Below are 25,200 nucleotides of genomic sequence, written 5' to 3' on the forward strand. Positions count from 1 at the left end.
AAACTATAGGATTTTCACCCCGGGCCGTCTACGGCATCGGTCTCTCGCCTCAGTCGCTGGACGGCAGTGCCTTGGCCTGCTTGATTTCCAGGGGAGTGTCATCGACGGCGAGGGTGCCGAGGCCGGGACGGGTGACGAGAAGCTCGGCTCCGGTCTCGTGGACGTATCGCTTGCCGAGGGCCGCGCCGCCGGCGAATCGCGGGTCGAGATCGGTTGCGGCGCCCTTCTTCTCGCCGATCGGCACCATCGGGGCGCCGCCGCAGCGCAGCTTGTCGAGGGCGTCGGTCGCCCTGATGACGATCACCTGGGTTTCGCAGACCTGGCTCTCGAGCCGGGCGCCACTGTTGATCACGATGCCTCCTCGATGGTTCGTTCGGTCGGGGTGAGTTCTTCGACGAGGCTGCGCCGCAGCACCTTCCCGGTCGGAGTGGTGGGCAGCCGGTCGCGGAACACGACGCGGTCCGGTGTGCGCGAGCCACGGAGACCGGCCCGGACGTAGTCGCGCAGTGCCTGCGCATCCGGGGTGCTGCCGGGTATCGGGACGACGACGGCAACGATGATCTGCCCCCACTGCGGGTCGGCGACACCGACCACGGCGGCCTCGCGGACGTGCGGGTGTTCGACGAGGACATCCTCGAGTTCGGCCGGGGCGATGTTCTCGCCACCCCGGATGATGGTGTCGTCGCTGCGGCCGCCGAGGAACAGGTAACCGTCCTCGTCGAGAGCGGCGAGATCCCTTGTGGGAAACCAGCCTTCGTCGTCGAGCGCGGAACCGGTGCCCGTGTAGACTCCCGACACCTGGGGGCCGCGGACGAACAGCTCGCCCGTGTCGCCGGGCGCGGCCACCGCGCCGTTCTCGCCGCGGATCTGCAGTTCGACGCCCGGGACCGCCCGGCCGACCGAGCCCAGCCGTTTCGCGACGGCCGGATCCTCGGACCGGTACGCGTCTCGGTGATCGGCGGGGGTGAGCACGGCGATGGTCGAGCTGGTTTCGGTGAGCCCGTAGGCGTTGACCAATCCGACATCGGGGAGCAGCTCCAGGGTTCTGCGCACGAGCGGTAGCGGCGCCTTCGATCCGCCGTAGGCGAGGGTGCGCAGGGTCGGCAGCGCCGTCGGGGTCGCCTCCAGCGCGGTGACGATCCGGTCGAGCATGGTGGGCACGACGGTGGCGTTGGTGATCTTCTCGTCGTTCACCAGATCGATCCAGTGCCGCGGATCGAACTGCCTGAGATACACCATCTTTCGGCCCGCGTACAGATTGGACAGGGCCGCGCCGACGCCCGCGACGTGATACGGCGGCACGCAGATCAGCGCGGCGTCACCGGGCTCGGCCGAGGCGAAGTCGACGGTGCCCATGACGTAGCTCGTCAGGTTGGCATGGGTCAGCTCGACAGCCTTCGGACGCGAGGTCGTCCCCGAGGTGAACAGCACGACCGCGACGTCCCCGGGCGCGGCCTCGGCGTCCTCGGCTTCCGCCCCCGCGGACCGGGTGCTGGCGAGGAACAACTCCGAGTCGATGACGTGTTTGCCCGTATCCCTGATCGCTCCGGCGTATTCGGCGTCGGCCACCACCAGCGGGGCGGGTAGTCGAGCGATCAGCTCGCGCAGGGCATCCGCGCTCAGGCGGTAGTTCAGCGGAGTGAAGGCCCGCCCTGCGCGCGCGGAACCGAACAGCAACAGCGGCACCATGATTCCACCGGTGCCGACGTACGCGACATGATCGATTCCCGAGGAACCGAGCAATCCGGCCGCGCGCCGGGTCATGGCCCCCAGGGCCGCGGTCGTGACCCGGACACTGCCGGAGACGACCGCGGTCCGATCGGGATCGCTCGACTCGACCATGTCGAGCAACAGCGAAATGCTCAATTCCTCAGCTTCCGGTGTTCTGGGCGGTGGCCGCCTTGATCTGGGCCTGGAACTGCCGCAGCTTGTCCTCCGCGGAGGTGGACCGGTGGCTGCGCGCCTGGACGGTGACGTCGTGGCCCGCGGCCGCGGCGCGCAGCGCCCCGACGGTGGCCTTCTCGCGTGGCACATGCGCGAAGGGGTCGAAGGAGTACCAGCGCATCGCGTTCAGGTGCGTCATCTTGTCGATCTCGTCGTCGGGCACCTGCTCGCGTTGCAGCACGTCGTGCAGTGTCTCCGGCGCGTCCGGCCACATCGAGTCGCTGTGCGGGTAGTCGGCCTCCCACGAGATGTTGTCGACGCCGATCTCGTTGCGCAGCCGGACGCCGATCGGATCGCTGATGAAACAGGTCAGGAAGTGCTCCCGGAAGACCTCCGACGGCAGCTTGCCGCCGAAGTCCTGCAGGGTCCATGCCGAATGCATCTCGAACGTGCGATCCACGCGCTCCAGGAAGTACGGAATCCAGCCCGTGCCGCCCTCGGACAGTGCGATCTTCAGGTCGGGGTAGTCCTTGATCGGGCGCGACCACAGCAGGTCGGCGGCGGCCTGCACGATATTCATCGGTTGCAGGGTGATCATCACGTCCGGCGGCGAGTCGACCGCGGGAATCGACAGCCGTCCGGAGGATCCGATGTGGACGCTGCACACCGTGTCGGTGTCGACCAGCGCCTGCCACAGCGGATTCCAGTAGGGGTCATGGAAACTGGGGTAGCCCAGGGCCGCGGGATTCTCCGAGAACGTCAGCGAGTGCACGCCCTTCTCCGCGCAGCGGCGCACCTCGGCGGCCGAGGCTTCGGCGTCCCAGATCACCGGCAGCGCCATCGGAATGAAGCGCCCGGGGTAGGCGCCGCACCACTCATCGATATGCCAGTCGTTGTAGGCCCGGACCAAGGCCGCGGAGAACTCGGGATCCTCGGTGGCGAACAGGCTGGCGGCGAAGCCGGGGAACGACGGGAAATTCATCGACGCCAGAATGCCCCCGGCGTTCATGTCCTTGACGCGCTCGTCGACGTCGTAGCAGCCGGGCCGGATCTCGTCCAGCCCTTCGGGTTCGAGGCCGTACTCGTTCTTCGGCCGTCCCGCGACGGCGTTGAGCGCGACGTTGGGAACCACCTTCTCCCGGAACTTCCACACGTCGGCGCCGTCGTCGGTGTGTACCAGCCGCGGCGCGTCGTCGGCGTACTTCTTCGGTAGTCGGTTCTTGAACATGTCCGGCGGTTCGATGATGTGGTCATCGACGCTGATCAGGATCATGTCGTTCATATCCACGACCGCGCTCCTTTGGAGAGAGATATACAGTATGCCTTACAATATAGGTGATGGCGTCAGAGGACGGCGCCCGCGTCCTTGGCGGCGACGATGTCGTCCCACTCCAGGCCCAGTTCGAGCAGGATGGTCTCGGTGTGTTCGCCGTGCTCCGGTGCGCGGCTCGGCGCGGCCGGGGTCTCGTCGAATTGCACAGGGGCGCTGACCGTCCGGTAGGTTTTGCCGCGATCGTCGGTCAGCGACATCAGATAACCGTTGGCGGCCACCTGCGGGTCGGCGAGGACCTCCTGCGGGCTGGCCAGGGTGGACCAGACGGCGGGTTCGTCGGCGAGGACCTTCTGCCACTCGGCCAGATCGCGCTCGGCGAAGGTCCTGCGCAGTTCGGCCGTGGCGGCCTCGGCGTTGGCGACCAGATTCGCCAGCGGGACGAACCGCTCGTCGGTGGCGAGGTCGCCGCGGCCGATGCGTTCGCAGAAGCCCTGCCAGAACCGGTCGGTCTGCAACAGCATCAGCTGCACCCAGCGTCCGTCCCGGGTCTTGTAGCGGTTGACCGCCGGATTGAGCGCGGTACCCGCGCTACCGGCGGGAATACGGTCGATGCCGTAGTAGTCGGCGGCCGCGATATCGGGCGCGACGGCCCACATGCCCTGGGCCAGCAGCGAACTGTCGACCAGCGCGGCGTGCCCGGTGCGCTCGCGGTGAAACAGCGCCGTCGCGATGCCCCCGGCCAGCGTGATCCCGCCCTGCAGGTCGCCGAACGCGGGAGTCTGCGTCACGGGGAACTCGACGTCCGGCGGGGTCAGGGCGTAGGCGACACCGGCCCGGGCCAGGTAGCTCGCGGCGTCGAACCCGCCGCGGTCGCGTTCGGGCCCCCGGCTGCCGTGGCCGCTGCCGCGGGCGATGATCACATTCGGGTTGAACTCCCGGATCCGCTCGACCGTCAGCCCGGCTCGTTCGAGGGGCGCCGGTAACCAGTTGGTCAGGAACACATCCGCGTTCGCGATCAACTTGCCGATGATCTCGCGCCCGCGCTCGGACTTGATATCCACGCCGATGCTGCGCTTGCCGTGGTTGCCGAGTTCCATCATGAAGTTGGCCCGCACCGGTGACTGTGCCGGATCCAGGCCGCCGACCACCAGGTAGCGACACGGATCGCCGCCCTGGGTGTCCTCGACCTTGACGACGTCCGCGCCCCAATCCGCCAGTGCGGCACCGGCGCACGGCACGTACGTCCAGGACGCCAGTTCGACTACCCGGACGCCATTGAGCAAACCCGACATAGGTGCTCCCTTTCCTGCGATCGCTCACCCATCTTGAAGTACTATACGGTAATGGTTACAGTTAGTCATCCAGGAAGTTCTCCGGACGAGCAGGAGTAGCTGTGAGCGAATTGGTCGGCGAAATGTCGGCTCCCAGTGTGGAATTGGGCCGCCGGGCTGCCGAGCGAGCGGAATTCCGGATGCTGATCGGCGGAGAGCTGGTCGCGGCGGCCTCCGGTGCCGGATTCGACAATCTCGGTCCTGCGACCGGGGCGGTACTCGGCAGCACGGCCGCGGCGGGCCCGGAAGATATGCTGCGGGCGATCGCGGCGGCGCGGCGGGCGTTCGACGACAGCGATTGGTCGACGAACCGCGTGCTGCGACAGCGTTGCCTGGCGCAGCTGCAGCAGGCCCTCGAAGCCGAAAAGCACGAGCTCGGGGAGGAACTCGTCGCGGAGGCCGGGTGCCCGGCGATGACGCTGCGCAACGCGCAACTGGACTGGCCGCTGACCGAGTCGCTGCGCTATCCGTCCCGGCTGATCGACGAATTCGACTGGGAGCGGGTACTTCCGGCGGGTGCCCTGTTCGGTGAGCGCAATGTGCGCACCGTGCTGCAGGAGCCGGTGGGTGTGGTCGCGGCGATCTGCCCGTCGAACTTTCCGCTCGAGGTCGTGCTCAACAAACTGGGTCCGGCGCTGGCGGCGGGAAATACGGTGGTGCTCAAGCCGGATCCGAATACCCCGTGGAATGCCACGCGGCTCGGGCGCATGATCGCAGAGCACACCGACATTCCGCCGGGTGTCGTGAATGTCGTTCCCACGCCGTCGAACGAGGTCGCCGGACTGCTGGCGACCGATTCGCGGGTGGACATGATCTCCTTCACCGGGTCGACCGCGGTCGGGCGCACGTTGATGCGGCTGGGCGCCGACACGATGAAGCGGACATTCCTCGAACTCGGGGGGAAATCGGCGCTGATCGTCCTGGAGGATGCCGACCCGGCGGCCGCCTTGCGCAGCGCGGTCAGTGTATGTGTCCATGCGGGCCAGGCATGCGCTGCCACCAGCCGGATGCTGGTGCACCGCTCACGATTCGACGAGATGGTCGCGAGCGTGGCGGCGGCGTTCGACGCGGTGCCGGTGGGCGATCCGGCACTGCCGGGCACCCTGGTGGGGCCGGTGATCAGCGCCGCCCAGCGGGAGCGGGTGCTCGATGCGTGCCGACGGGCGACCGCGGCCGGTGCGCGCCCGGTCAACGGCGGCGGTGCGGTACCGGTTCTGCCACCCGAACTGGCCGGTGGCCACTACGTCCAGCCGACGGTGTTCGTCTGCGACGATCCGAGCCTGCCGATCGCCCAGGAGGAGATCTTCGGCCCGGTCCTGGTGATGATCCCGTTCTCCGACGACGAGGAGGCCGTGCGCATCGCCAACGACAGCGCCTACGGGCTGGCGGGCGCGGTGCTGTCGGCGTCGACGGACCGGGGCATGGGGATCGCGCGCCGCATCCGGACCGGGACCGTGGGTGTCAACGGCGGCATGTTCTACGGCGCCGACGCTCCGTTCGGCGGCTACAAGAACAGCGGTGTCGGCCGCCAGTGCGGTCTGGAAGGTTTCCGGCAGTACCTGGAGACCAAAACCATCGGCTGCCGAATTCCACGGCAGCACTGAACAATTCGCGGCACGTCCGCCTCTCGGGGAACGACGGGCCTACCACTGAACGACGGAAAGGGTTCCACCCGTGGGGAAATTGGACAACAAGGTCGCGGTGATCTCGGGCGCCGCGCGCGGGCAGGGACGGTCGCACGCGGTCAATCTCGCGGCCGAGGGCGCGAGCATCATCGCCTTGGATATCTGCGCCGACCTGGAAGGCAACACCTATCCGCTGGCCCGTCCGGAGGATCTCGAGGAGACGGCACGGCTGGTCGAGAAGGAAGGCGTCCGTGCCCATCCGGCGGTCGTGGACGTGCGGGAGCGCGGCGCGGTCTGGAGCGCGATCGCGGCAGGTGTCGAGGCGCTCGGTGGGCTGGATATCGTGGTCGCGAATGCCGGGATCGCCCCGATGGGGAAGGGGCAGACCCTGCGGTCGTGGTCGGACACCATCGATACCGACCTGGTCGGAGTGTTCAACGTCGTCCAGGCCAGCCTGCCGCATCTGAGCGCGGGAGCCTCCATCATCGCGACCGGCTCGCTGGCCGCCCAGCTCGGCAGTTCCACCAAGCAGGGCCCGGGCGGCTCCGCGTACAGCCTCGCGAAACAGATTGTCGCGCACTACGTCAACGACCTGTCGATCCAGCTCGCGAAGCAGTCGATCCGGATCAACGCGGTGCACCCGACCAACGTGAACACCGACATGCTGCACAACGAGGGCATGTACAGGGTATTCCGCCCCGACAAGGAATCGCCGACCCGGGAGGAGGCCGAGGTGGCGTTCCCGGCGATGCAGGCCATGCCCGTCCCGTATATCGAACCGCAGGACGTCTCCGATCTCGTTGTCTTCCTTGCCGGTGACGAGTCGCGCTACATCACCGGCAGCCAATTACGAGTGGACGCGGGCGGTTTCGTCAAGGCCGTGCCGTGGGGGAAGTGAGCGATGAACGAGACCACGACCGCGTACAAGCTGTTTCGCTGCGTGATCTGCGGATTCGAATACGACGAGAAAAAGGGGTGGCCCGAGGACGGCATCGAGCCCGGCACCCGGTGGGACGATATTCCCGACGACTGGACCTGCCCGGACTGCGGCGCCGAGAAGTCCGATTTCGAGATGGTGGAGGTGCCGCGGTGACGGTCGCGCCCGACGGTCGCGTCGTGATCGTGGGCACCGGAATCGCCGGAGCCACCGCCGCGGAAACGTTGCGCAAGAACGGTTTCGCGGGATCGATCGTCATGGCCGGGGACGATCCGTCGTCGCCGTATCGGCGTCCGATGGTGTCGAAGGAACTACTGTCCGGTGCTGCCGGTGCCGACAAGGCGCTCCTGCGGCCGGTGGAGTTCTGGGCGGGTAAGGACATCGATCTTCGTGCCGGGACGTCCGTGCGTGCCGTCGATGCGGCTGATGCCCGGGTGGAATTCGACGACGGGAACGAGCTGTCGTTCGACGCGCTGATCCTGGCGACCGGCGGTCGGCCGCGCCGCCTGAGTCCGCTGCTCGACGACGGGCACTGTCTGCGCCATATGCACGACGTCGGCCCGCTGCGCGCCGTGCTGGAAGCGGCGGCGTCCGGTGGTGACGTGCCCTCGCTGGTGATCATCGGCGGGGGACTGGTGGGCATGGAGGTGGCGGCGTCGGCGCGGGGCCTCGGCGCCGACGTCACGGTCCTCGAGGCGAGCGGGCGCATTCTCGAACGTGTACTGCCCGAACCGATCTCCGCGGCATGTGATCGGATGCACCGCGAACGCGGAGTGGTGGTGCAGACCGGGGTGCGGCTGGCCGAGGTGACCGATTCGCACGGCCGGACCCGGCTGACCGCCGCCGACGGGCGGGTGTGGATCGCCGATGCCGTGGTCGTCGCGGTGGGTATGACGCCCAACGACGAACTGGGCGAGCGGGCGGGCCTGGCGGTCGCCGACGGTATCGTCGTCGACGAGCGCTGTGCCACCTCGGCCCCCGGCATCTATGCCGCGGGCGATGTCGCGCGCTTCCCGAACCGGATCCTCGGCGGCACGCAGCGCGTCGAGCACTGGAGTCACGCCCAGGCACACGGCGCCGCGGCCGCGCGCGGTGTGCTCGGCGGGTCCGAGCCCTACGAAGAGGTGCCTTGGTGCTGGACCACGCAATTCGGCCGGACCCTGCAGATCTCGGGCTGGCCGGGGCGCGGGACCGAGCTGATGGTGTACGGAGACATCGACGGTGATTTCCTCGCTCTGAGTCTCGACGCCGATCGCCTCGTGGGCGTCATCGGTGCGGGTCGGCCGCGCGATGTCCGGGCGGCCCGGTCGCTGATCAAGGACGGGCCGTTCCTGCCGCGGGAACTGCTCGCCGGTGACGGCATCGATCTCGTCGAAATGAGCACCGCGCCAGAACGATTCGGTGCGTCGTCGGTGGCGGCCGCACCGGAATGACACTCGCGAACGTCGCTGGCAGATAATACTGTATGCCATACTGTATGTTGTAAAGTCGCATGAGGAAGCTGCGCCCGGGGCGTGGCTGGACAGCTCAGAGGTTGAGAACTATGGCCAAACCCGTCATCGTCGGCGCAGTCAGGACCGCGATCGGACGATCATTCAAAGGGGCGCTCGCCGATGTGCCCTCGGAAACATTGGCGACCACGATCCTGCCCGAGGCGATCCGCCGGGCGGGGATCGATCCGTCGGCCGTCGACGACGTCATTCTCGCCGAATTGAACTACGGCGGCGGCGATCTGGCACGGCATGCCGCGGTGGCGGCCGGTATGGAGAGCGTGCCGGGGCAGGCGGTGAATCGGCACTGTACGGGCAGCCTCACCGCGATCGCCAACGGTGCCGCGCACATCGTCTCGGGGATGGAGCGGGTGATCGTCGCCGGTGGCGTGCAGTCCCTGTCGACCGCACCGCTGATGAAATGGCGGGTGCCCGGCAAGGCCGAGCCGGAGTTCGTCGAGCCGTGGATGCCGCCGTCGCATCCGGAGACGCCGGACGCGCCCACCCTCGATATGGCGATCACCGTCGGCTGGAACACCGCGAAGAAGACCGGGATCAGCCGCGCCGAGATGGATGCGTGGGCGCTGCGCTCGCATCAGCGCGCCATCGCCGCGATCGATGCGGGGAAGTTCGCCGACGAGATCGTCCCGATGAAGATCCAGCAACTCGACGGCTCGGTGCGCGACTTCGCCGTCGACGAATTCCCGCGCCGGGACACCACTTTGGAGCGGCTGGCGTCCTTGCCCGTACTGCACCCCGAAATCGAGGGTTTCTCGATCACGGCGGGCAACAGCAGCGGCATCAACGACGCCGCCGCGGCGGTCGCGCTCGTCGGCGACGACTACGCCGCGGCCGAAGGACTCGAGGTGCTGGGTACGGTGCGGGCCTGGGCCAATACCGCCGTCACACCGGCGGACAACGGGCTCGCGGCCGGGAAGGTGATCGGCAAGATCCTGGATCGCGCGGGGCTGAAGCCCGCCGATGTCGCGCTGTGGGAGATCAACGAGGCGTTCGCGTCGGTGCCGATCGCCGCGTGCCGGGAGCACGGATTGGACGAGGAACTGGTGAACTTCTCGGGCAGCGGATGCAGTCTCGGACACCCGATCTCGGCCTCCGGTGCGCGGATGGTGACGACCCTGCTGTACGAACTGCGACGGCGCGGTGGCGGTATCGGCGTGGCGGCGATGTGCGCCGGTGGCGGTCAGGGCGGCGCGCTCGTGGTGGAGGTCTGATCGCGATGTCGGATGAAGTACTGCGGGAACGCCGCGGGCGCACCCTGGTGATCACGATCAACCGGCCGGAGGCGCGGAACGCGATCAACACCGCGGTCAGCCAGGGGCTGGCCGATGCGATCGACGAGCTCGACGAGAGTCCCGAACTCTCGGTCGCCGTGCTCACCGGCGCCGACGGAAACTTCTGCGCGGGAATGGATTTGAAGGCCTTCGTGGCGGGAGAGATCGTCATCGTGCCGGGGCGGGGTCTCGGGTTCACCGAGAAGCCACCGGTCAAGCCGATCATCGCCGCGGTCGAGGGGTACGCGCTGGCGGGCGGCACGGAATTGGTGCTGGCGACCGATCTGATCGTGGCGTCGAAGTCCGCGCAGTTCGGTATCCCGGAAGTCAAGCGCGGACTCGTCGCCGCCGGTGGCGGGTTGTTGCGGCTGCAACACCGCATCCCGCATCAGAAGGCACTCGAACTCGCCCTGACCGGGGACAATTTCACGGCCGAGGACGCGGCGGGCTACGGCCTGGTGAACGTGCTCACCGAGCCGGGCAGGGCGCTCGAGGAGGCGCTGGCACTGGCCGAGCGGATCACGGCGAACGGACCCCTCGCCGTCGCCAAGACCAAGGAAATCATCGTCAAGTCCAGCGACTGGACCTCCGGCGAGATGTGGCAGAAGCAGCTTGAACTCATCATTCCGGTATTCCAGTCGAAGGACGCCCAGGAGGGCGCGCAGGCTTTCGCCGAGAAGCGCAGCCCCAAATGGACGGGCGCGTAAGCGTTTTCGTTTCGCGCGCCCATCATGACCATCAACCCGAGATCAAGGAGACGCTGTGTCGTTCGAAGGTGAAGTAGTGCTGGTGACCGGCGGGGCCGGGGGATTGGGCGAGGCCACCGTGCGGCGGTTGCACGGCGCCGGAGCCGCCGTCGTCATCGCCGATGTCAACGATGACAAGGCCACCGCCCTGGCCGACGAGCTCGGCAACAAGGTCGCCTATGTGCGCACCGACGTGCTGGACGACGCGACCATCGACACCGCGTTCGCGAAGGCGGACGAGCTGGGAGCGCTGCGCAACGTGGTGATCGCCCACGGCGGTTTCGGTGTCCTGGAGCGGGTCGTCAACCGTGACGGCAGCCCGGCCACGCTGAAGGGTTTCACCGACACCATCGCCCTGTACCTCACCGGCACCTACAACGTGCTGCGGCTGGCGGGCGCGAAGATCGCGAAACTGGACCCCAAGCCCAACGGGGAACGCGGCGCGATCGTGATGACGAGCTCGATCGCCGGATACGAGGGCCAGATCGGCCAGTCGGCCTACTCGGCGGCCAAGGGCGGGGTGATCGCCCTGACGCTGTCCGGCGCCCGCGACCTCAGCTCGGTGGGAATCCGGTTGAACAGCATCGCGCCGGGCACCATCCACACGCCGCTCATGGATTTCCTCGGCGAGGAGAAGCTCGCGAAGTTCGCCGCGTCCGTGCCCTTCCCGAAGCGCCTCGGCGCACCCGACGAGTACGCGGCGCTGGCGCAGCATCTGCTCGAAAACCCTTACATCAACGGCGAAGTCGTGCGCATCGACGGCGCACAGCGATTCCAGCCGCGCTGATTCGACGGCGGGTCGGCCGCGACGACCGTCATGCCGGTAGCTGTGCGGCGCCGGTCCCGGTCGTCGCGGCGGCGGACCGTGCGCTCAGGAAGTCGTCGACGAGCTGGGCGCAGAAGGCGCGAGTGTTTCGGCCGAGGCCGGTGATCCTGAGGAATACCAGGGGGCCGACAAGCTGTGCCAACGCAGCGGTCGTGTCGAAGTCGCCGAGCGCGTCGCGCGCGGCCGCGCTGCCGAACAGTTCGTCGAACGGCTGACGGTACTGTTCCACGACGCGCTGTCGCAGCCATACGTCATGCGGCCCGGCGCCGTTTCCGCAGGTGCCCGCGTTCGTGAGCCAGGCCAGTGCCGCCGTGTGCTGCGGAGTCTCGTCGATGAACACCGCCTGCCGGTGCGTCAGCTCGATCAGTCGATCGCGCAGCGAGCCGACCGCAGTGGGTGGCTGTGGCGCTGGCAGGAGGCATTCCAGCGCCGCGGCGCGCAGCTGCATCGCGCTGCCGAAATGTCGATAGAGGGTCGTCCGTGCCACCTTGGACAGGGTGGTAACGGCATCGACCGTCACCCCTTCCACGCCCTCCGATTTCAGGAGGGCGACCGCGGCATCGAGCAACCTCGCCCGGGAGCGCAGCTTGCGTGGGTCGCCGTCTCCTGAATCGTCACAGGGGTTCTCTGCTGGCATCGGGACTCAACTTCTATCAGTCGGCCGTTCCTTCCCGGCGCAAAGGATTCGGAACGGACGGCTGTGGTTCGCCGCTGAGCTTCCGGAGTGTCGCGATGCAGGCATGCAGCTCGTCGAGCGACACGCCGGCGGCTCTGGCGCGAAAGTACGCGTGCAGCTGTCGCAGTGATTCCTGTTGTGCGGCAATGCCTTTGCGGGTTACCTCCAGCCTGCTCACCCGGCGATCGGCGGGAGACAACCTGCGCCGCAGCAACCCGGCCTCGACGAGCTTGTTGACATCCGACGACACCGTGCTCGGCAGTACGTTGAGGAATTCGACCAGCAGTCCCGGGCGGTCGAGGCCGGCGTAGACGAGGACGATGATGCCCAACGCGCGTTCGGAGAGCCCGCGCCGGCGGGCCACCGGCAGCGTCACGTTCGAAATCATCCGCCGGACATCTGTTACGGCGCCGAGGAACTCGACAATGTCCCCGTCGTCGGCAGCGCCAATCGTATCCGTCACGAATTCTCACGATACTACATTCTCCAAACTGTTCATTATCTGAACTATATGGACTACCCTGCACTCTGAGGCGAGAGTCGTCTCGCGCGCGATGCGCCGCGGTGATCGGCATGGAGTGCCATGAAGTCGTCAGAACCAGTTCGGAACCCGACAACCGTCGACCACAACGCCGAGAGACCGCGGCTGGCCCGGTCGTGGAAGGTCTTCGCCTGCTGGGCCGTCGCCGCAATCTCGACCGTCGTCATTCTGGCGACTTCGGAGAAGCACGGACCGGCGTCGCCGGACAACCGCAATCCGAACGGAGCGGACACACCGCTGCCCGTCGAGCCGCTGCTGTCCGGAATCGACTGGGTCACAGTGGGACAGGTCGCGGCCCTCGTCCTGTTCGTCGCCACCGTTTTCGTTTCGGTCCGGGTCTGGCGGCGCCACCCCGGGCATCCGGTGATCTTGATGGTGATCGCCTCCAGCACACTGCTGTGGCTCGACCCGTACAACAATTGGGCGATCGGTCTGGTGTACAACCCACGGCTCTGGCATTTCCCTCGGGATTGGCCGTGGCTCAACATATCTCCGATCATCGAGCCGCTGACCTCGTTCGTCTACGCGCCCTACATCCTGCTCCCGTACTTCGTGTCGCTGCCGATCCTGCGCGTCCTGCAGCGGCGCCGACGGCCGGACGCGTTCGTCTCGCGCCACCCCTTGATTTCCCTGGCGGTGCTGACGTTCGTCTGCGGCGTGATCTGGGACGCCGCGCAAGAGGTGTTCCTGGTGCGCACCCAGTTCCTGACCTACTCGCACGTCATCGAGTTCGGCACCCTGGATGCGGGCAAGAACAGCCAATTCCCGATGCTGATGGCCAGCGTGCTGATCACGATCGTGATGATTCCGGCCTCGCTGCTGCTCTATCGGGACGACACCGGGCGCTCGCAGGCGGAGAAGATCGCCCGGCGGTTCGGGTTCCACGGCCGCCATCCCAAGCTGGCCACCTTCCTGGTCATGGCGGTAGCCCTGAATATCGCGATGTTCGGTTTCAGTACGTCGTTCTGGGTGGTGCGCGCGACCGGCGCGGCTTCGACCGTCGCCTGCCCGTGGCCCTACCCGACGGCGAAGACATGGGATCCGCGCGGGTATTACGAATCCCAGGGCGCCCCTGGCCCGTTCACCGCCGGAGCGGCGAGCACATGGCAGATCGGACAGCCCGACGGCCGTCCCGTCGACATCGATCGGGAGTCCCAGCGCTGCGATCCGGCCTCCTGATCGGCCCGCGTGTCATCCGCGCACGGGTTTCGGCGCGCTGAGTTCCCGCAGGCACGACACGAACAGTTCGTCCATGCGGGGGCTCAGCTCGGCGAGTGTGGCGGCGTCGGCGTGGCCGGTGGAGCCGAAGACGCGGTCCAGTGCGACGGCGTCGGTGTCGGCGCCGAGCGACAGGCACAGGCATCCGACGCCGTCCGAGCGGAGTTCCTCGAGCGCCCTGCGGGCATCGGCCTCGGCGTAGTGTCCCTCGTAGCCACCGTCGTAGGGGAGCCCGTCGGAGAGCAGGAGTAGTAGCCTGTTCTGTGTTCCCGCTTGGGTTTTGAGGATTTCGCCCGCACCTCGGAGGCCCGCGCCCAAGCGGGTGTAGCCCGAGGGGCGGAGCCGATTCAACCGTGCTCGTCCGACGGCGCCGAAACGCTGTTCGAATGTTTTGATCGCGTGGAGATGGACCGCATGGCGGCCGTGTGACCGGAAGGCGTGTACGGCGACGCGATCGCCGAGTTCTTCGAGGGTGACGGCGAGCGTGGCGGCGGCGCGGCACTGGTTGTCGTGCACGGTGCGGCCCTCGGGTCCGGGCCCGGTGGCCGAGCCGGACGCATCGAGCAGGACGAGGACCGCGAGATCGCGTGCGGTCTTGCGATGTTCCCGGTAGATGTTTTCCGGTGGCGAACAACCCGAGCGCAGATCGACGAACAGGTCGATGAGGGCCTCGAGGTCGAACTCGTCGCCCTCGGGACGGCCGCGGAGTGCCTTGGGGCCCAAGCCGACTCGGGCCAGGCGTCGGCGCAGCACATCGTCCGGGGCGACACCGGTGTCGCTGATATCGCCGTCGGTGGTGAGCGGCGAGTGGATCACCCGGCACCACTCGGGACGGTACCGGTGCTGCCGGACATCCCACTCCGGGTAGAAGGTGTCGGCCATTCCGACGGCGGGACCGGTCATGCCGCCGTCGGTGAACCGAATCCGCGTGGGTCGCGACCGAGCCGGTTTCCCGCGCACGCGACGCATCGGTGACTCGGCACCGGCGGGCCCGCCCACGGACGCGCGCGTGCTGCCGAGCTGTTTGCGGAAGAAGCCTCCCAGGGGCCGCGACCTGAACAGCGGGTTGTCGAACAGTCTTCCGATCGTGGCGTCCCCTGACCGCTCGGCATCGCCGCCATCGGCCGCGGATACGTGCCGCGGCGCGAACGCCGGGCGAAGTTCCCCGGTCGTGCGCGTGCCCGGCGTGAGCAGGCGGGAGGGCCTGATGACGCCGAACCACTCCGGCGGCTCGACGACCGGTCCGCGCGCTCGGGCCATGGCGAGCGACTCGTCGGCCGTCGCGGTCTCCACTGCGCTGTCCGAGCACAGCGCGGCGGCGAGGGGGACCCGGTCGGCGAGTTCGGCGAGCACCCGCCGCCCTTCGAGGGACAGGTAGCGATGCGCCACCGACGGACGCCTCCGCAACCCCTTCACCAAACGCGGTGCCAGGCTTCCCGCGCCGAGCAGCGCGGCCTGCACCAGCAGTTCGCTGCGCTGCTCGGCGTCGGATCGGTCGGCCGCGACGAAGATGGTCCGGCCGTCGGTGTACGCGGCCGTCCCGGCCGGTGCCTGTGCGACCTCGACCGATCGTCGGGCGACGAAGGCGGCGAGCAACCGGAAACGGTCCGGGCCGTTCGGATCGTCGGTCATGGCCGCGGCAGGACGGCGTCGGCCAGTTCGCCCAGGGCGCGGACCACGTCGTGATCGTCGGACAGCACCTGTACGACGGCGGACCGTACGGCACCGCGCAGGCTCAAACCCTCCGCGACCAGGCCCCCGGCGAGCACCAGCATCCGCGTGGACGACGCCTCCCGCAGCGGTGACCCATCCAGAGTGCGGATCGCGTTGCCCAGCGTGACCAGTGCGCGGGCCGTATCGAGATCGATCCCGGCCTCGTGCGCGACCACCTCGGTTTCGATTGCGGGAGGCGGGAATCCGAGTTCGATCGCGATGAATCGCTGCCGCGTGGATTCCTTGAGGTTCTTCAGCACGCTCTGATAGCCGGGATTGTAGGAAATCACGAGTTGGAACCCGGGCGCCGCGGGCAAGGTCGTGCCGAGGCGATCGACCGGAAGCGCACGGCGGTGATCGGCGAGGGGATGGATCACCACGGTCGTGTCCTGGCGTGCCTCCACCACCTCGTCCAGATAGAAGATGGCACCATCGCGCACGGCGCGCGTCAACGGCCCGTCCACCCATACCGTCTCACCGCCCTGCAGCAGAAAACGGCCGACCAGATCCGCCGAGGTCAGGTCCTCATGCCCGGCCACAGTGATCAGTTCCCGGCCGATCTCGGCCGCCATGGCCTCCACGAACCGCGTCTTCCCACATCCCGTGGGGCCCTTCAGCAGAACCGGCAGCCCACGGCGGGATGCCGCGCGGAAGACCTCCGCCTCATCGCTGACGGCCTTGTAGAACGGTGGCATCCCGGAGGCGGCGGTGCGAACAGTGGATCCGTTGGTAGACATAGCGATTCCCCGATCGAAGATACGGTCTCAGAAGGTTCGTTCGCCGATGATCAGCTCGGCTGCCCGCTCGCCGATCATCATTGCCGCGGCGTTCGTGTTGCCACCCACGATGCGCGGCATGATCGAGGCGTCGGCCACGCGTAGTCCGTCCACGCCGTGTACTCGCAGCTCGGGATCGACTACCGCGCGCTCGTCGGTGCCCATCCGGCAGGTTCCGACCGGATGGTAGACGCCGGATGCGTTGCGGCGCACGAACTCTGCCAGGTCCGCACCGGTCCGGCCGGACCCGGGCAGCACCTCGCGACCCACCTCCGGGGCGACCGCGCCGTGCGCTACCGCCTCGCGGACCAGTTCCATCCCGGCGACGAGCGTCGTCAGGTCTCGCGGTTCGGCCAGGTAATTCGGGTCGATCAGCGGGGCGGTGAAGGGATCGGTCGACGCCAGCCGCACCGTTCCGCGGCTCTCGGGGTAGATCATCGTGGGCAGCAGCGTCAGCGACGGCGACGGATCGGCGGCCAGGTGAAGTCCGGGCTCGTCCTGGTTCTCCGGATAACTCATGGGGAGGATGAACATCTGCAGATCGGGCACGTCGGTGCGGGTTCGCACTCCGCTGTGCACGAAGGCGACCGCTTCGAACAGCGTGTGCGACAGGTGTGTCGACCGCGGCCGCAGACACTCGCGGGCCATCGCCCCGGCGAAGGTCACCGGTGATGCACTGCGGCCGCCGGGTGCGAGATAGGAAATCGGGACGAACAGATGATCGTGCAGGTTGTCGCCGACCGGGAGGTCGGCTGTCACGGCGATCCCGTGCTCGCGCAGGTGCGCCGCGTGGCCGATACCCGACAGCATCAACAGCCGGGGCGAGCCGAGCGCCCCGGCACTGACTACGACCTCGCGATCGGCGCGCGCGGGCTCGATCGGGCGACCGTTCGCACTCGCCAATTCCACTCCGACGGCGCGACCGTTGCGCACGATCACGCGGGTTGCCGTAACACCGCTCACCACTTCGAGATTGGGCGGGGCGTCCCGTAGATACCCGCGATCGGTGCCCACTCGCCGTCCCGCGCCCGCGCTCTGCTGCAATGCGGCCACACCGGTCTGCTGCTTCCCGTTGTAGTCGTCGTTCGGCTCGGTGCCGGTGGTCGCCGACAACGCGGCCATGAAACTCTCGGTGACCGGGGCCAGGCCCGTAGCCCGTTCCACCGTGATCGGTCCGGCGCCGCCGCGCAGGTCACTGGGCCCGTCCTCGAAGCTCTCCAGCCGCCGGAAGGACGGGAGCACGTCGGAGAACCCCCAACCCACGGCGCCCTCGGCCACCCAGTCGTCGTAGTTCTGCCGGTTTCCGCGCACGAACGCCATCCCGTTGATCACGCTGCCACCCCCGAGCGCTCGCCCGTGGGACTGGGGAAGCTTGCGGCCGTTCATATGTCGCTGCGCGATCGTGTACGCGGGCCAGGTGACGCGGCGCTGCAGCAGGGTCACCGCGTGGATCGCTCCGCACATTCCGGGGACCGTGACGAGTGGTCCGCGAAGCTGTCGCCCCGACTCGATCAGGGTGACGGCCGCCCCGGTGTCGGCCAGGCGCCGGGCGACGATCGCCCCGGCGCTGCCCGATCCCACGACGACGTAATCGGCGGGGGCCCGGCCGACCGAACCCCTGGCCATCCGTGCCCGCTTCATCCGAGACCTCCGTTGCCGAACCGCTGCGAGTTAATTCAGAATATGAAATTCTTGTTCGACGCTAGCACTGATCGGCGCGGAGCGGGAGTCGATGCGCCCGGCGCCCGGAATTTTGCGGCAAACCGCTGTGCGACCCGGTCGCGCTGATGTATCGTCGGTCACACTGTAATGCCAATAGTTGCCCATCCAGTCAACTCGGCATCGTTCGCAGTGCGCGAGCAGTCCACTGGAGGAGCGATGGAGGACCGATGGAGCCGCCACCGGCGTGGAACATAGTGCGCCGCAATTTTTCCGACACGGTGCTGACCAGCATCGCCACGCTGGGGCGGGCCCTGCGGATGAGTGTGCACGCGATCCGGATCGGCAGCGTCGATATGGCCCGGATGCGGTTCCAGGTGCACGAAACCCTCACGCAGGCATGGTTTTTGATAAAGGTGACCGGCATCCCGAGCGTGTTGATGGCGATTCCGTTCGGGGTGATCGTTTCCGCGCAGGTCGGGAATATCGTGTCGCAGTTGGGCGCGGATTCGATGATCGGTGCGGCCGGTGGGCTGGGCGTGATCAAGCAGGGAGCCCCGATGGCCAGCGCGCTGATGCTCGGCGGCGCGGGCGCCGCGGCGATCGCGGCCGATCTCGGAGCACGGACGGTGCGCGAGGAAGTCGACGCGCTGCGGGTGATGGGCGTGGATCCCGTGCAGCGGCTGGTGGTTCCGCGGATCGTGGCGATGATGCTGGTGGCGCCCCTGCTCACCATTCTCATCGTGGTGGTCGGCATCGGTTCGGGCTTCCTTGTCGCCGTCGCCGCGATGGACGTCACCCCGGGCAGCTACTGGTCGTCGTTCGGCGCCTTCACCACTCCGGTGGACATCTGGGTAGCGCTGATCAAGGCGCTGCTGTTCGGGTTCCTGGTCGTCGTGGTCGCATGCCAGCGAGGGCTGGAAGCCAAGGGGGGTCCGCGCGGCGTCGCCGACGGCGTGAACGCGGCGGTGGTGATGTCGGTCGCCGTGGTCACCGTGTTGAATACGGCGATTACGCAGGTGGTGACCATGTTCTTCCCGGTGAGGATGGCATGATGACGGCCTCGCCCTACGCTCCGCCGGGCTTGCGACGGGTAGGCCGGTTGCGCCGCCGGATCCATCCCTGGGCGCCGGTCGAATCGGTCGGGTTCGTGCTGGGGTTCGTGTGGCAGGCAGTCTCGGCGGTGCCGTACACGCTCGTGCATTATCGGCGCCAGACGGTCATGGTGATCACGGATATGACCTGGGGCCGTGGCTCGGTGATCGTCGGCGGCGGGGTGGTGCCGCTGATGCTGCTGATGGGGGCGGCGATGGGCGCCTCGATCGGTATCGAGGCGTACAGCGCGCTGAACCTGCTGGCACTGGGACAGCTCAGCGGTCTGATCTCGGCGTTCGGCGTGACGCGGGAACTGGCGCCGATCGCGGCGGGGGTGGGGTTCGCGGCGCAGGCCGGGTGCCGGATGACCGCGGAGATCGGATCGATGCGGATCTCGGAGGAGATCGACGCGATCGAGTCCCTCGCGGTCCGATCGGTGCCGTTCGTGGTGACCACCCGGGTCATCGCCGGAATCGTCGCGGTGGCACCGGCTTTCGTGGTGGCGCTGATCCTGGCCTACTTCTCGTGCCAGTTGATCGTGACGACGGTGCACGACACACCATCGGGCACCTACGATCACTATTTCGATCAGTTCGTGCTGGGCTGGGACGTGGTCGCCGCCACCGTCAAGGTGATCGTGTTCGCGATCGCGGTCGTGCTGATCCATTGCTATCAGGGCTATTTCGCCACCGGCGGCCCCGAAGGGGTGGGCACGGCCTCGGGGCGGGCGGTGCGGGCGAGCCTGGTCTCGATCATCGCGTTGGACATGGTCGCCACGATCGTGTTGTGGGGGTTCCAGTCTCCGATCACGTTCACGGGGTGACGCCGTGCCTGCCTATATTCTTCCCGGTACCGAGGTCGGGCCGCGCCGTGCCCGCATCATCGGCGTCGTCGCGATAGTGTGTGCGGTCGTTGCCGCCCTGGTGTGGCGAGGGTTCCCGGACTCCGAACCGGCCGGGCAGATCGAGATCTCGTTGATCACCGCGCAGGTCGGCGAGGGCGTCGCACCGGGGACGGATGTGCGGCTCGACGGGGTGCGCGTCGGCTCGGTGTCCTCGATCGACGGTCTCGGACCCGGAAGGCAGCGAATCGGCTTGAGCCTGCGGGATTCTCAGGTGGTCGGCCTCACCGAGGGGCTGAGCGTGGATTACGCGACGGGCAACCTGTTCGGAATCAGCGCGGTCGACCTCCATCCGGGCGGTGGTGGTGCGAAGCTGACGGGCGGATCCGTCATCGATCTGACCGGCCGCAACGCTGACCGGCTCAAAGACGCGACGCTGTCGACGCTGTTGGAGTCGACCGGTGGGCTCACCGCGGACGTGCTGACCCCGAAATTGGCCGCGCTGCTGGCGACGGCGGCGCGCGACGTGCGGGCGCTGAGCCCGATACTGCAGGCCATCGGCACCACGGTGCGATCGTTCACCGACACCCGGCTGCTGCCCACCGCACTGCTGCTGGACCGATTCGGATCGACGCTGGAGGGGGTTCCCGCGGCGCTGACGGGCGGGCTCACGGTGGTGCACTCGGTCTATACGAACCAATACCTGTCGACCCCCGAGCACATGACTCGATACGGCCGGTTGTTCGCCGAAATCCAGAATCAGCTGCTGCCCACGGCCACGCGGACCGCCTACACCGGCCAGCACTATTTCTCCGGGCTGATGCCCATGACGACCGCGATCCTCGACCGGCTGTCGGCGTCGGTCGGCACGCCGCAGCGTTCGGCCGACCAGCTGGGCGACCTGCTGGAACGCCTGGGCGCGGCATTCCACGACACTCCGAACGGGCCGATGCTCAACGCCAGCGTCGACCTCGAGGTGGTGCCCGCGCTCGCGGCGCCGCTGTCGACGATGCTCGGACTGCATCCCGCGCCGGGAGGTCGCTGATGTCGACACGGTCGCTGCTGTTTCGAGTCTCGATCTTCGTCGCGGTCATGGCTGTCGCGTTGATCGGCGTCTTCCGCGTTCTCGAACGGCCCGTGGCGGGCGAGACCGTGACCTACACGGCCCGATTCACCGATGCCAACGGTCTGCGCCTGGGCGACGACGTGCGGATGTACGGGGTGCAGGTCGGCAAGGTCGGTGCGGTCGAACTGGAGGGAAACCTTGCGCGGGTGCGCTTTACGGTGACCCGGGACCATGAGGTGTTCACCGACAGCAAGGTGGCGATCCGGTATCAGAATCTGACGGGGTTCCGATATCTGGAGATCCAGCAGCCCGATCGTCCGAGCCCACCGCGTCGGCCGGAGGCGGTGTTCGAGCCGTCGGAAACGGTGCCGTCCTTCGACATCACGACCTTGTTCAAGGGACTGCAACCCGTGCTGGCGGAGTTGTCGCCCGATGATCTGAACCAGTTCGCGACCAGCCTGCTGGCGTTGATCCAAGGGGACGGAACGGGTTTGGGTCCGGCGCTGGGCGCGATCGAGAAGCTGAGCCGCTACGCCGCGGATCGGCAGGCGATATTGTCGGCGCTGGTGGCCAACCTGGCCGAGGTCTCGGTGCACCTGGGCGGTAAGGCGGGCAACTCGATCCAGCTGCTGAGCAATCTGACGAATCTGTTCACCGCGATCACCGAGAAGCTGCCGGGGCTGGCCGATTTCGGGCTTGCGATACCGCCGGTGCTGCAGCCGCTACGAAACCTGCTGACCGTGCTGGGAATCACCGGCGAGCGCAACAGAGATCTGGATGCTCTGCTGCGCCGGGCATTTCCGGCACCGCGGGAGGCCGCGGCCGTATTCGGGCGACTGCCCGGACTGATTCAGACGATCGCGGCGACCTTGCCACCGACCGGTCCCGACGCGGCGATGACCTGTGCGCAGGGCGTGGCGGTGGCGCCGGCGCCGCTGCAGATCCTCATTGCCGGACAAAGGATCACGCTATGCCATCGATAGCCCGCCCCCGGTGGATGCGGCGCCTCGCCCTCCGCTCGCTGCTCGCCACGAAGTCCGAATATGATGCCGAATTGCGCTGGGGCGCAGCCGGAATCTGCGGTGTGCTGATCTTGGTCGCCGCGATAGGTGCGGTGTACGTCACCGGCACGACCCCGGAGCGGACCTATGCCGCGGATATGGCGCAAGCCGGCGGCATCCGCCCCGGCGACGACGTACGCGTGGCCGGGATACCGGTGGGAAAGGTGAAATCTCTGGCATTGCTGCCGGATCGGGTCCGAATGCGGTTCACCGTCGAGGACAAGGTGTTCGTGGGCGATCAGACCACCCTCGATCTCCGCATGCTGACCGTCGTCGGCGGCTACTACCTGGCTGTCCAACCCGCGGGAACGAAATCCCTGGGTTCGACGGTGATTCCGCAGCAGCGAGTCGGGCTGCCCTACAACCTGACTCAGGTGTTCCAGGACGCCGTGGAACCCGTGCGGCGGCTCGACGGCACCGTGCTCCGGGAGAACCTCGCGGCACTGGCGACATCGATCGACAGGAGCCCGGATTCGGTCCGCGCCGCGGTGCAGGCGGCCGACAGCCTGGTCGAGATCATGAACAAGCAGAACGCCGACATCTCGCAGACACTCGCGATGGCCGATGAGTATCTGACCGCGCTGAACGCCCATTCCGATGTGCTCGCGCAGTTGGTGAGAACGTTGTTCGGACTGGAGAACATCGTCGAGAACAACAAGATCCAGGTCCATCACGCCCTCGACGACCTGGCCACGATCCTGGCCGACCTGGGCCCGCTGGGCCGGATCTGGGACGAGACGCTGAAACAGCGGGCACAACCCCTCGCCGACGCGATTCCGCAACTGCAGCAACTCGGCGACCGGCTGGGCGAACTGCTGGACTCACTGCACACCCTGGAACAACGATTGCTGCCCCTGCTGCCGCCGGGTGACGGCGTGCGGATCGACCAGTCGGCCGCAACGATCCGAGCCACCAGTTTCTGTGTGCCCGTACCGGGAAGCGAGTGCTGATGCTGAAACGAATCCTGGGGTCGCGCGGGCTCATGTCCTTCGTTGTGGTAGCCGTCCTGGTCGCGGCGGCCGCGATCGCGGTGCAGCTCAACAGATCCGGGCCTGCGATGCGCTCGTACTGCGCGCTGATGCCCGACGCGATCGGGCTGTACCAGGGCAGTGCGGTCACCATCATGGGCGTCCCGATCGGCCGGGTCACCGAGATCGCGCCCGACGCCGGAACCGCCCGAGTGCGTTTCACCGTCCCGGCCGACCGAAAACTGTCTCCCGATGTCGGCGCGGTCACCGTCAGCGACACGCTCATCGCCGATCGCAAACTCGCACTCGTCGGCGCCGAACCCCAGGGCCCGGGCTGGGATTCGGACCGCTGCATCACCAGAACCCTGACGCCCAAGAGCCTGTCCCAGACCTTCGACGCGCTCGGTCGACTCGGGCGCCAGCTCAGCGATTCGGGACAGGGGGATCAGGCCGACGCGATCGGCGCCGGTCTCGCCGCCCTGGACCGAGCCACCGCGGGTTCCGGCGACCAGATCAACACCCTGGTCCTGCAACTGAGCAACGCACTCTCCGCTCCGGACGCGGCCGTCGGCCATATCGGCAGGCTGCTGGACGCGCTCACCGAGCTCACCCATCGCGCCCGTGGCGGCTGGCCCACCCTGCAGATCGTCGTGACCGACCTGACCCGGACCTTCGCCGACATCAACACCCTCGAATTTCCCCAGATCGTCCGCGTCGTGGCGAATGTGGTCGACGTGCTGCCCCAGCTCAACGACGTGGTGATGATGGTCGGATCACCGGCGCTGCGTGCGATCGATTCGATTCCGAATCTGCCGCAACTGATTTCGGCCGGGGTGGGATCGCTCTCGGAGGTCATCCGGATGGCCCCGGCGATCGCCGCCGGGTTCGCCGAGTCCATCGATACCGCCACCGGGCGTCCGACCATCGGTTACGCACCACCGAAACTGGCGCTCCCGCAACCGGCCACGGGCGCGGTCTGCGCGTCTGTGCAGGCGATCACGGGGCAGGGCTGCCGGACTGCCGACGACGGGTCGGTCACGGTACCGAGCCTGCCGGCGCTCGTCGCGGCGGTGAGTGCGAAATGATGCGTCTCCCAGCGGTATTGCGCCGCACCGGCACACACGCGGCGATAGCGGTGACCATGGCGGTGGGAGCCGCGGGATGCGGATTCCAACCGGCCGACGTCACCGTGCCGGGTACCGGCGTCGACGGACCGACCTACCCCTTGCGGATCGAGTTCACCGATGTGCTGAATCTGCCGCAGGGGGCCAAAGTCATCGCCGACGGTGTGCCCGTCGGGCGCCTGACGCGTGTCACCGTGGTCGGTCCGGAGGCGGACATTCCGGACCGGCCGGGACACCGGGGCTTCGTGGTCGCCGAGGTCGAGATCCGCAAGTCGGTTCGCCTCCCGGTGGGTACCACCGCTGCGCTGCGGCAGGAAACACCGCTGGGCGACGTGCACATCGCCCTCGCCGAACCCGCCGCGCCCAATCCGGCGCAGCTGCAGGCGGACGCCACGATCCCGCTGGCCGACACCGAACAGTCGCCGACGATCGAGGACATCCTGCAGAGGTTGTCCGTCTTCGTCGGCAGCGGTGCCGTCACCGACTTCCAGGACATCGTGCAACGGATGAATACGATCCTGCCGCAGAACCCGGATGACACTTCCCGCATCGCCGGGACCCTCGGTGCGGAACTGGCGGATCTGGCCGTGCACACCGACTCGATTCACAACCTCGTGGCGGGACTGCAAGCAACGGTCGAGGACGGATTGCTGAAGAACGCACCGGCATTCGACCAACTCCTCACGCCCGACGCGGTGCAGCACACGACCGACGTGATCAACACCACGATCGGGGTCGTTTACGTGCTCACCGCTCTCGGACCGTTCGCACCCAGCGTCACGTGGCTGGGGCCCGCGCTGCAGTCGAGCGAGCGCGCCGTGCGCGCCTTCGTCCCGATGCTGTTCGGCAGTCGCCCGCTCGACACCGGTTCACCCTCGAACCTGAAGGCACTCGTCGACCTCATCCATAACAAGATCATCCCCTTCGTGGAACACGGGCCGAAGGTGAATCTGGTGGGCGTCACCGTCGATTCATCACCCGGCGGCCCCCTGCCACCGCCACAGCGGACCGAACGAATAGTCGACACCCTGCGGATGATCGGGGCCGTGCGATGAATG

The 25,200-nt window shown here is 67.7% G+C and carries 24 protein-coding genes; 15 read left to right on the forward strand and 9 right to left on the reverse strand.

The features are described from left to right. Positions 1 to 49 precede the first annotated feature (49 nt). Genes QH290_RS10090 through QH290_RS10105 form a run of 4 tightly spaced genes read right to left on the reverse strand, consistent with a single transcriptional unit; the run spans position 50 to position 4,449 of the window. Entirely contained in the window at positions 50 to 352 is a 303-nt protein-coding gene (locus QH290_RS10090; protein WP_280266205.1) for a hypothetical protein, read from the reverse strand. Further along, entirely contained in the window at positions 349 to 1,866 is a 1,518-nt protein-coding gene (locus QH290_RS10095) for a class I adenylate-forming enzyme family protein (RefSeq protein ID WP_280382654.1), read from the reverse strand. Before QH290_RS10095 ends, QH290_RS10090 begins: the two co-directional genes overlap by 4 nt. Before the next feature lie 4 nt (positions 1,867 to 1,870). Further along, positions 1,871 to 3,172: an amidohydrolase family protein gene (locus tag QH290_RS10100; protein WP_280382655.1), complete on the reverse strand. Its 1,302-nt coding sequence runs from the start codon at positions 3,170 to 3,172 to the stop codon at positions 1,871 to 1,873. A gap of 56 nt (positions 3,173 to 3,228) precedes the next feature. Further along, positions 3,229 to 4,449 carry a CaiB/BaiF CoA transferase family protein gene (locus tag QH290_RS10105; protein ID WP_280269020.1) on the reverse strand — a complete coding sequence of 407 codons (1,221 nt, stop codon included), beginning with the start codon at positions 4,447 to 4,449 and terminating at the stop codon, positions 3,229 to 3,231. A 122-nt stretch (positions 4,450 to 4,571) separates the two neighbouring features. On the opposite strand from QH290_RS10105, the gene QH290_RS10110 reads away from it, so the two are divergent. From QH290_RS10110 to QH290_RS10140, 7 genes are all read left to right on the forward strand, one after another. Then, the gene (locus QH290_RS10110; protein ID WP_425303578.1) at positions 4,572 to 6,092 is read left to right on the forward strand and encodes an aldehyde dehydrogenase family protein; all 1,521 of its coding nucleotides are present in this window, start codon (positions 4,572 to 4,574) and stop codon (positions 6,090 to 6,092) included. A gap of 70 nt (positions 6,093 to 6,162) precedes the next feature. Next, positions 6,163 to 7,011, forward strand: coding sequence for a mycofactocin-coupled SDR family oxidoreductase (locus QH290_RS10115; RefSeq protein ID WP_280382657.1), 849 nt, complete (start codon positions 6,163 to 6,165; stop codon positions 7,009 to 7,011). A 3-nt stretch (positions 7,012 to 7,014) separates the two neighbouring features. Then, on the forward strand, positions 7,015 to 7,206 hold the full coding sequence (locus QH290_RS10120) for a rubredoxin (protein WP_280382658.1): 192 nt from the start codon (positions 7,015 to 7,017) through the stop codon (positions 7,204 to 7,206). Beyond that, positions 7,203 to 8,483 (forward strand): NAD(P)/FAD-dependent oxidoreductase, encoded by a 1,281-nt coding sequence (locus QH290_RS10125; protein WP_280382659.1) that lies wholly within the window; start codon positions 7,203 to 7,205, stop codon positions 8,481 to 8,483. Before QH290_RS10120 ends, QH290_RS10125 begins: the two co-directional genes overlap by 4 nt. A 110-nt stretch (positions 8,484 to 8,593) precedes the next feature. Further along, entirely contained in the window at positions 8,594 to 9,772 is a 1,179-nt protein-coding gene (locus QH290_RS10130; protein WP_280382660.1) for a thiolase family protein, read from the forward strand. 5 nt (positions 9,773 to 9,777) lie between these two features. Beyond that, positions 9,778 to 10,539, forward strand: coding sequence for a crotonase/enoyl-CoA hydratase family protein (locus QH290_RS10135; protein WP_280269014.1), 762 nt, complete (start codon positions 9,778 to 9,780; stop codon positions 10,537 to 10,539). Between the two features lie 55 nt (positions 10,540 to 10,594). Then, entirely contained in the window at positions 10,595 to 11,365 is a 771-nt protein-coding gene (locus tag QH290_RS10140; RefSeq protein ID WP_280382661.1) for an SDR family oxidoreductase, read from the forward strand. 28 nt (positions 11,366 to 11,393) lie between these two features. On the opposite strand, the gene QH290_RS10145 is transcribed toward QH290_RS10140, so the two are convergent. Both QH290_RS10145 and QH290_RS10150 read right to left on the reverse strand, forming a co-directional pair. Further along, complete coding sequence (locus QH290_RS10145; RefSeq protein ID WP_280269012.1) at positions 11,394 to 12,041, reverse strand: TetR/AcrR family transcriptional regulator; 648 nt, start codon at positions 12,039 to 12,041, stop codon at positions 11,394 to 11,396. A gap of 16 nt (positions 12,042 to 12,057) precedes the next feature. Continuing rightward, entirely contained in the window at positions 12,058 to 12,543 is a 486-nt protein-coding gene (locus tag QH290_RS10150; RefSeq protein ID WP_280269011.1) for a MarR family winged helix-turn-helix transcriptional regulator, read from the reverse strand. A gap of 120 nt (positions 12,544 to 12,663) precedes the next feature. Here QH290_RS10150 and QH290_RS10155 point away from each other — a divergent pair, with 120 nt between their 5' ends. Beyond that, positions 12,664 to 13,800, forward strand: coding sequence for a spirocyclase AveC family protein (locus QH290_RS10155; RefSeq protein WP_280382662.1), 1,137 nt, complete (start codon positions 12,664 to 12,666; stop codon positions 13,798 to 13,800). A gap of 12 nt (positions 13,801 to 13,812) precedes the next feature. On the opposite strand, the gene QH290_RS10160 is transcribed toward QH290_RS10155, so the two are convergent. The 3 genes from QH290_RS10160 to QH290_RS10170 are packed head-to-tail and all read right to left on the reverse strand — an operon-like array spanning position 13,813 to position 17,969. Continuing rightward, entirely contained in the window at positions 13,813 to 15,471 is a 1,659-nt protein-coding gene (locus QH290_RS10160; RefSeq protein WP_280382663.1) for a nitric oxide reductase activation protein NorD, read from the reverse strand. Then, the gene (locus QH290_RS10165) at positions 15,468 to 16,289 is read right to left on the reverse strand and encodes a CbbQ/NirQ/NorQ/GpvN family protein (protein ID WP_280382664.1); all 822 of its coding nucleotides are present in this window, start codon (positions 16,287 to 16,289) and stop codon (positions 15,468 to 15,470) included. Before QH290_RS10165 ends, QH290_RS10160 begins: the two co-directional genes overlap by 4 nt. A gap of 27 nt (positions 16,290 to 16,316) precedes the next feature. Next, a complete protein-coding gene (locus QH290_RS10170; RefSeq protein ID WP_280269007.1) occupies positions 16,317 to 17,969 on the reverse strand; it encodes a GMC family oxidoreductase in 1,653 nt (550 codons plus the stop codon). 248 nt (positions 17,970 to 18,217) lie between these two features. Here QH290_RS10170 and QH290_RS10175 point away from each other — a divergent pair, with 248 nt between their 5' ends. From QH290_RS10175 to QH290_RS10205, 7 genes are read left to right on the forward strand one after another with little or no spacing between them, the layout of a single operon-like run. Continuing rightward, positions 18,218 to 19,042: an MlaE family ABC transporter permease gene (locus QH290_RS10175; RefSeq protein WP_280269006.1), complete on the forward strand. Its 825-nt coding sequence runs from the start codon at positions 18,218 to 18,220 to the stop codon at positions 19,040 to 19,042. Further along, positions 19,042 to 19,905, forward strand: a complete 864-nt coding sequence (locus tag QH290_RS10180; protein WP_280269024.1) for an ABC transporter permease — start codon at positions 19,042 to 19,044, stop codon at positions 19,903 to 19,905. Before QH290_RS10175 ends, QH290_RS10180 begins: the two co-directional genes overlap by 1 nt. 4 nt (positions 19,906 to 19,909) lie before the next feature. Further along, a complete protein-coding gene (locus QH290_RS10185; RefSeq protein WP_280269005.1) occupies positions 19,910 to 20,968 on the forward strand; it encodes an MlaD family protein in 1,059 nt (352 codons plus the stop codon). Then, positions 20,968 to 21,972, forward strand: coding sequence for an MlaD family protein (locus QH290_RS10190; protein WP_280269004.1), 1,005 nt, complete (start codon positions 20,968 to 20,970; stop codon positions 21,970 to 21,972). The genes QH290_RS10185 and QH290_RS10190 overlap by 1 nt, the downstream gene beginning before the upstream one ends. Beyond that, on the forward strand, positions 21,960 to 23,000 hold the full coding sequence (locus QH290_RS10195) for an MlaD family protein (protein WP_280269003.1): 1,041 nt from the start codon (positions 21,960 to 21,962) through the stop codon (positions 22,998 to 23,000). The genes QH290_RS10190 and QH290_RS10195 overlap by 13 nt, the downstream gene beginning before the upstream one ends. Beyond that, positions 23,000 to 24,103, forward strand: coding sequence for an MlaD family protein (locus QH290_RS10200; RefSeq protein WP_280382665.1), 1,104 nt, complete (start codon positions 23,000 to 23,002; stop codon positions 24,101 to 24,103). Before QH290_RS10195 ends, QH290_RS10200 begins: the two co-directional genes overlap by 1 nt. Further along, entirely contained in the window at positions 24,100 to 25,197 is a 1,098-nt protein-coding gene (locus QH290_RS10205; RefSeq protein ID WP_280269001.1) for an MlaD family protein, read from the forward strand. The genes QH290_RS10200 and QH290_RS10205 overlap by 4 nt, the downstream gene beginning before the upstream one ends. Positions 25,198 to 25,200: the final 3 nt, after the last annotated feature.

The organism is Nocardia wallacei (assembly GCF_029869545.1).
In the GTDB taxonomy this organism is placed as follows: Bacteria; Actinomycetota; Actinomycetes; order Mycobacteriales; family Mycobacteriaceae; genus Nocardia; species Nocardia wallacei_A.

Coding starts and splice junctions, on each gene's coding strand:
- QH290_RS10105 (WP_280269020.1), bottom strand. CDS start 4,449: ATGTCGGGTTTGCTCAATGGCGTCCGGGTAGTCGAACTGGCGTCCTGG.
- QH290_RS10110 (WP_425303578.1), top strand. CDS start 4,572: ATGTCGGCTCCCAGTGTGGAATTGGGCCGCCGGGCTGCCGAGCGAGCG.
- QH290_RS10120 (WP_280382658.1), top strand. CDS start 7,015: ATGAACGAGACCACGACCGCGTACAAGCTGTTTCGCTGCGTGATCTGC.
- QH290_RS10130 (WP_280382660.1), top strand. CDS start 8,594: ATGGCCAAACCCGTCATCGTCGGCGCAGTCAGGACCGCGATCGGACGA.
- QH290_RS10135 (WP_280269014.1), top strand. CDS start 9,778: ATGTCGGATGAAGTACTGCGGGAACGCCGCGGGCGCACCCTGGTGATC.
- QH290_RS10145 (WP_280269012.1), bottom strand. CDS start 12,041: ATGCCAGCAGAGAACCCCTGTGACGATTCAGGAGACGGCGACCCACGC.
- QH290_RS10155 (WP_280382662.1), top strand. CDS start 12,664: ATGAAGTCGTCAGAACCAGTTCGGAACCCGACAACCGTCGACCACAAC.
- QH290_RS10160 (WP_280382663.1), bottom strand. CDS start 15,471: ATGACCGACGATCCGAACGGCCCGGACCGTTTCCGGTTGCTCGCCGCC.
- QH290_RS10165 (WP_280382664.1), bottom strand. CDS start 16,289: ATGTCTACCAACGGATCCACTGTTCGCACCGCCGCCTCCGGGATGCCA.
- QH290_RS10170 (WP_280269007.1), bottom strand. CDS start 17,969: ATGAAGCGGGCACGGATGGCCAGGGGTTCGGTCGGCCGGGCCCCCGCC.
- QH290_RS10175 (WP_280269006.1), top strand. CDS start 18,218: ATGGAGCCGCCACCGGCGTGGAACATAGTGCGCCGCAATTTTTCCGAC.
- QH290_RS10180 (WP_280269024.1), top strand. CDS start 19,042: ATGACGGCCTCGCCCTACGCTCCGCCGGGCTTGCGACGGGTAGGCCGG.
- QH290_RS10190 (WP_280269004.1), top strand. CDS start 20,968: ATGTCGACACGGTCGCTGCTGTTTCGAGTCTCGATCTTCGTCGCGGTC.
- QH290_RS10195 (WP_280269003.1), top strand. CDS start 21,960: ATGCCATCGATAGCCCGCCCCCGGTGGATGCGGCGCCTCGCCCTCCGC.
- QH290_RS10200 (WP_280382665.1), top strand. CDS start 23,000: ATGCTGAAACGAATCCTGGGGTCGCGCGGGCTCATGTCCTTCGTTGTG.
- QH290_RS10205 (WP_280269001.1), top strand. CDS start 24,100: ATGATGCGTCTCCCAGCGGTATTGCGCCGCACCGGCACACACGCGGCG.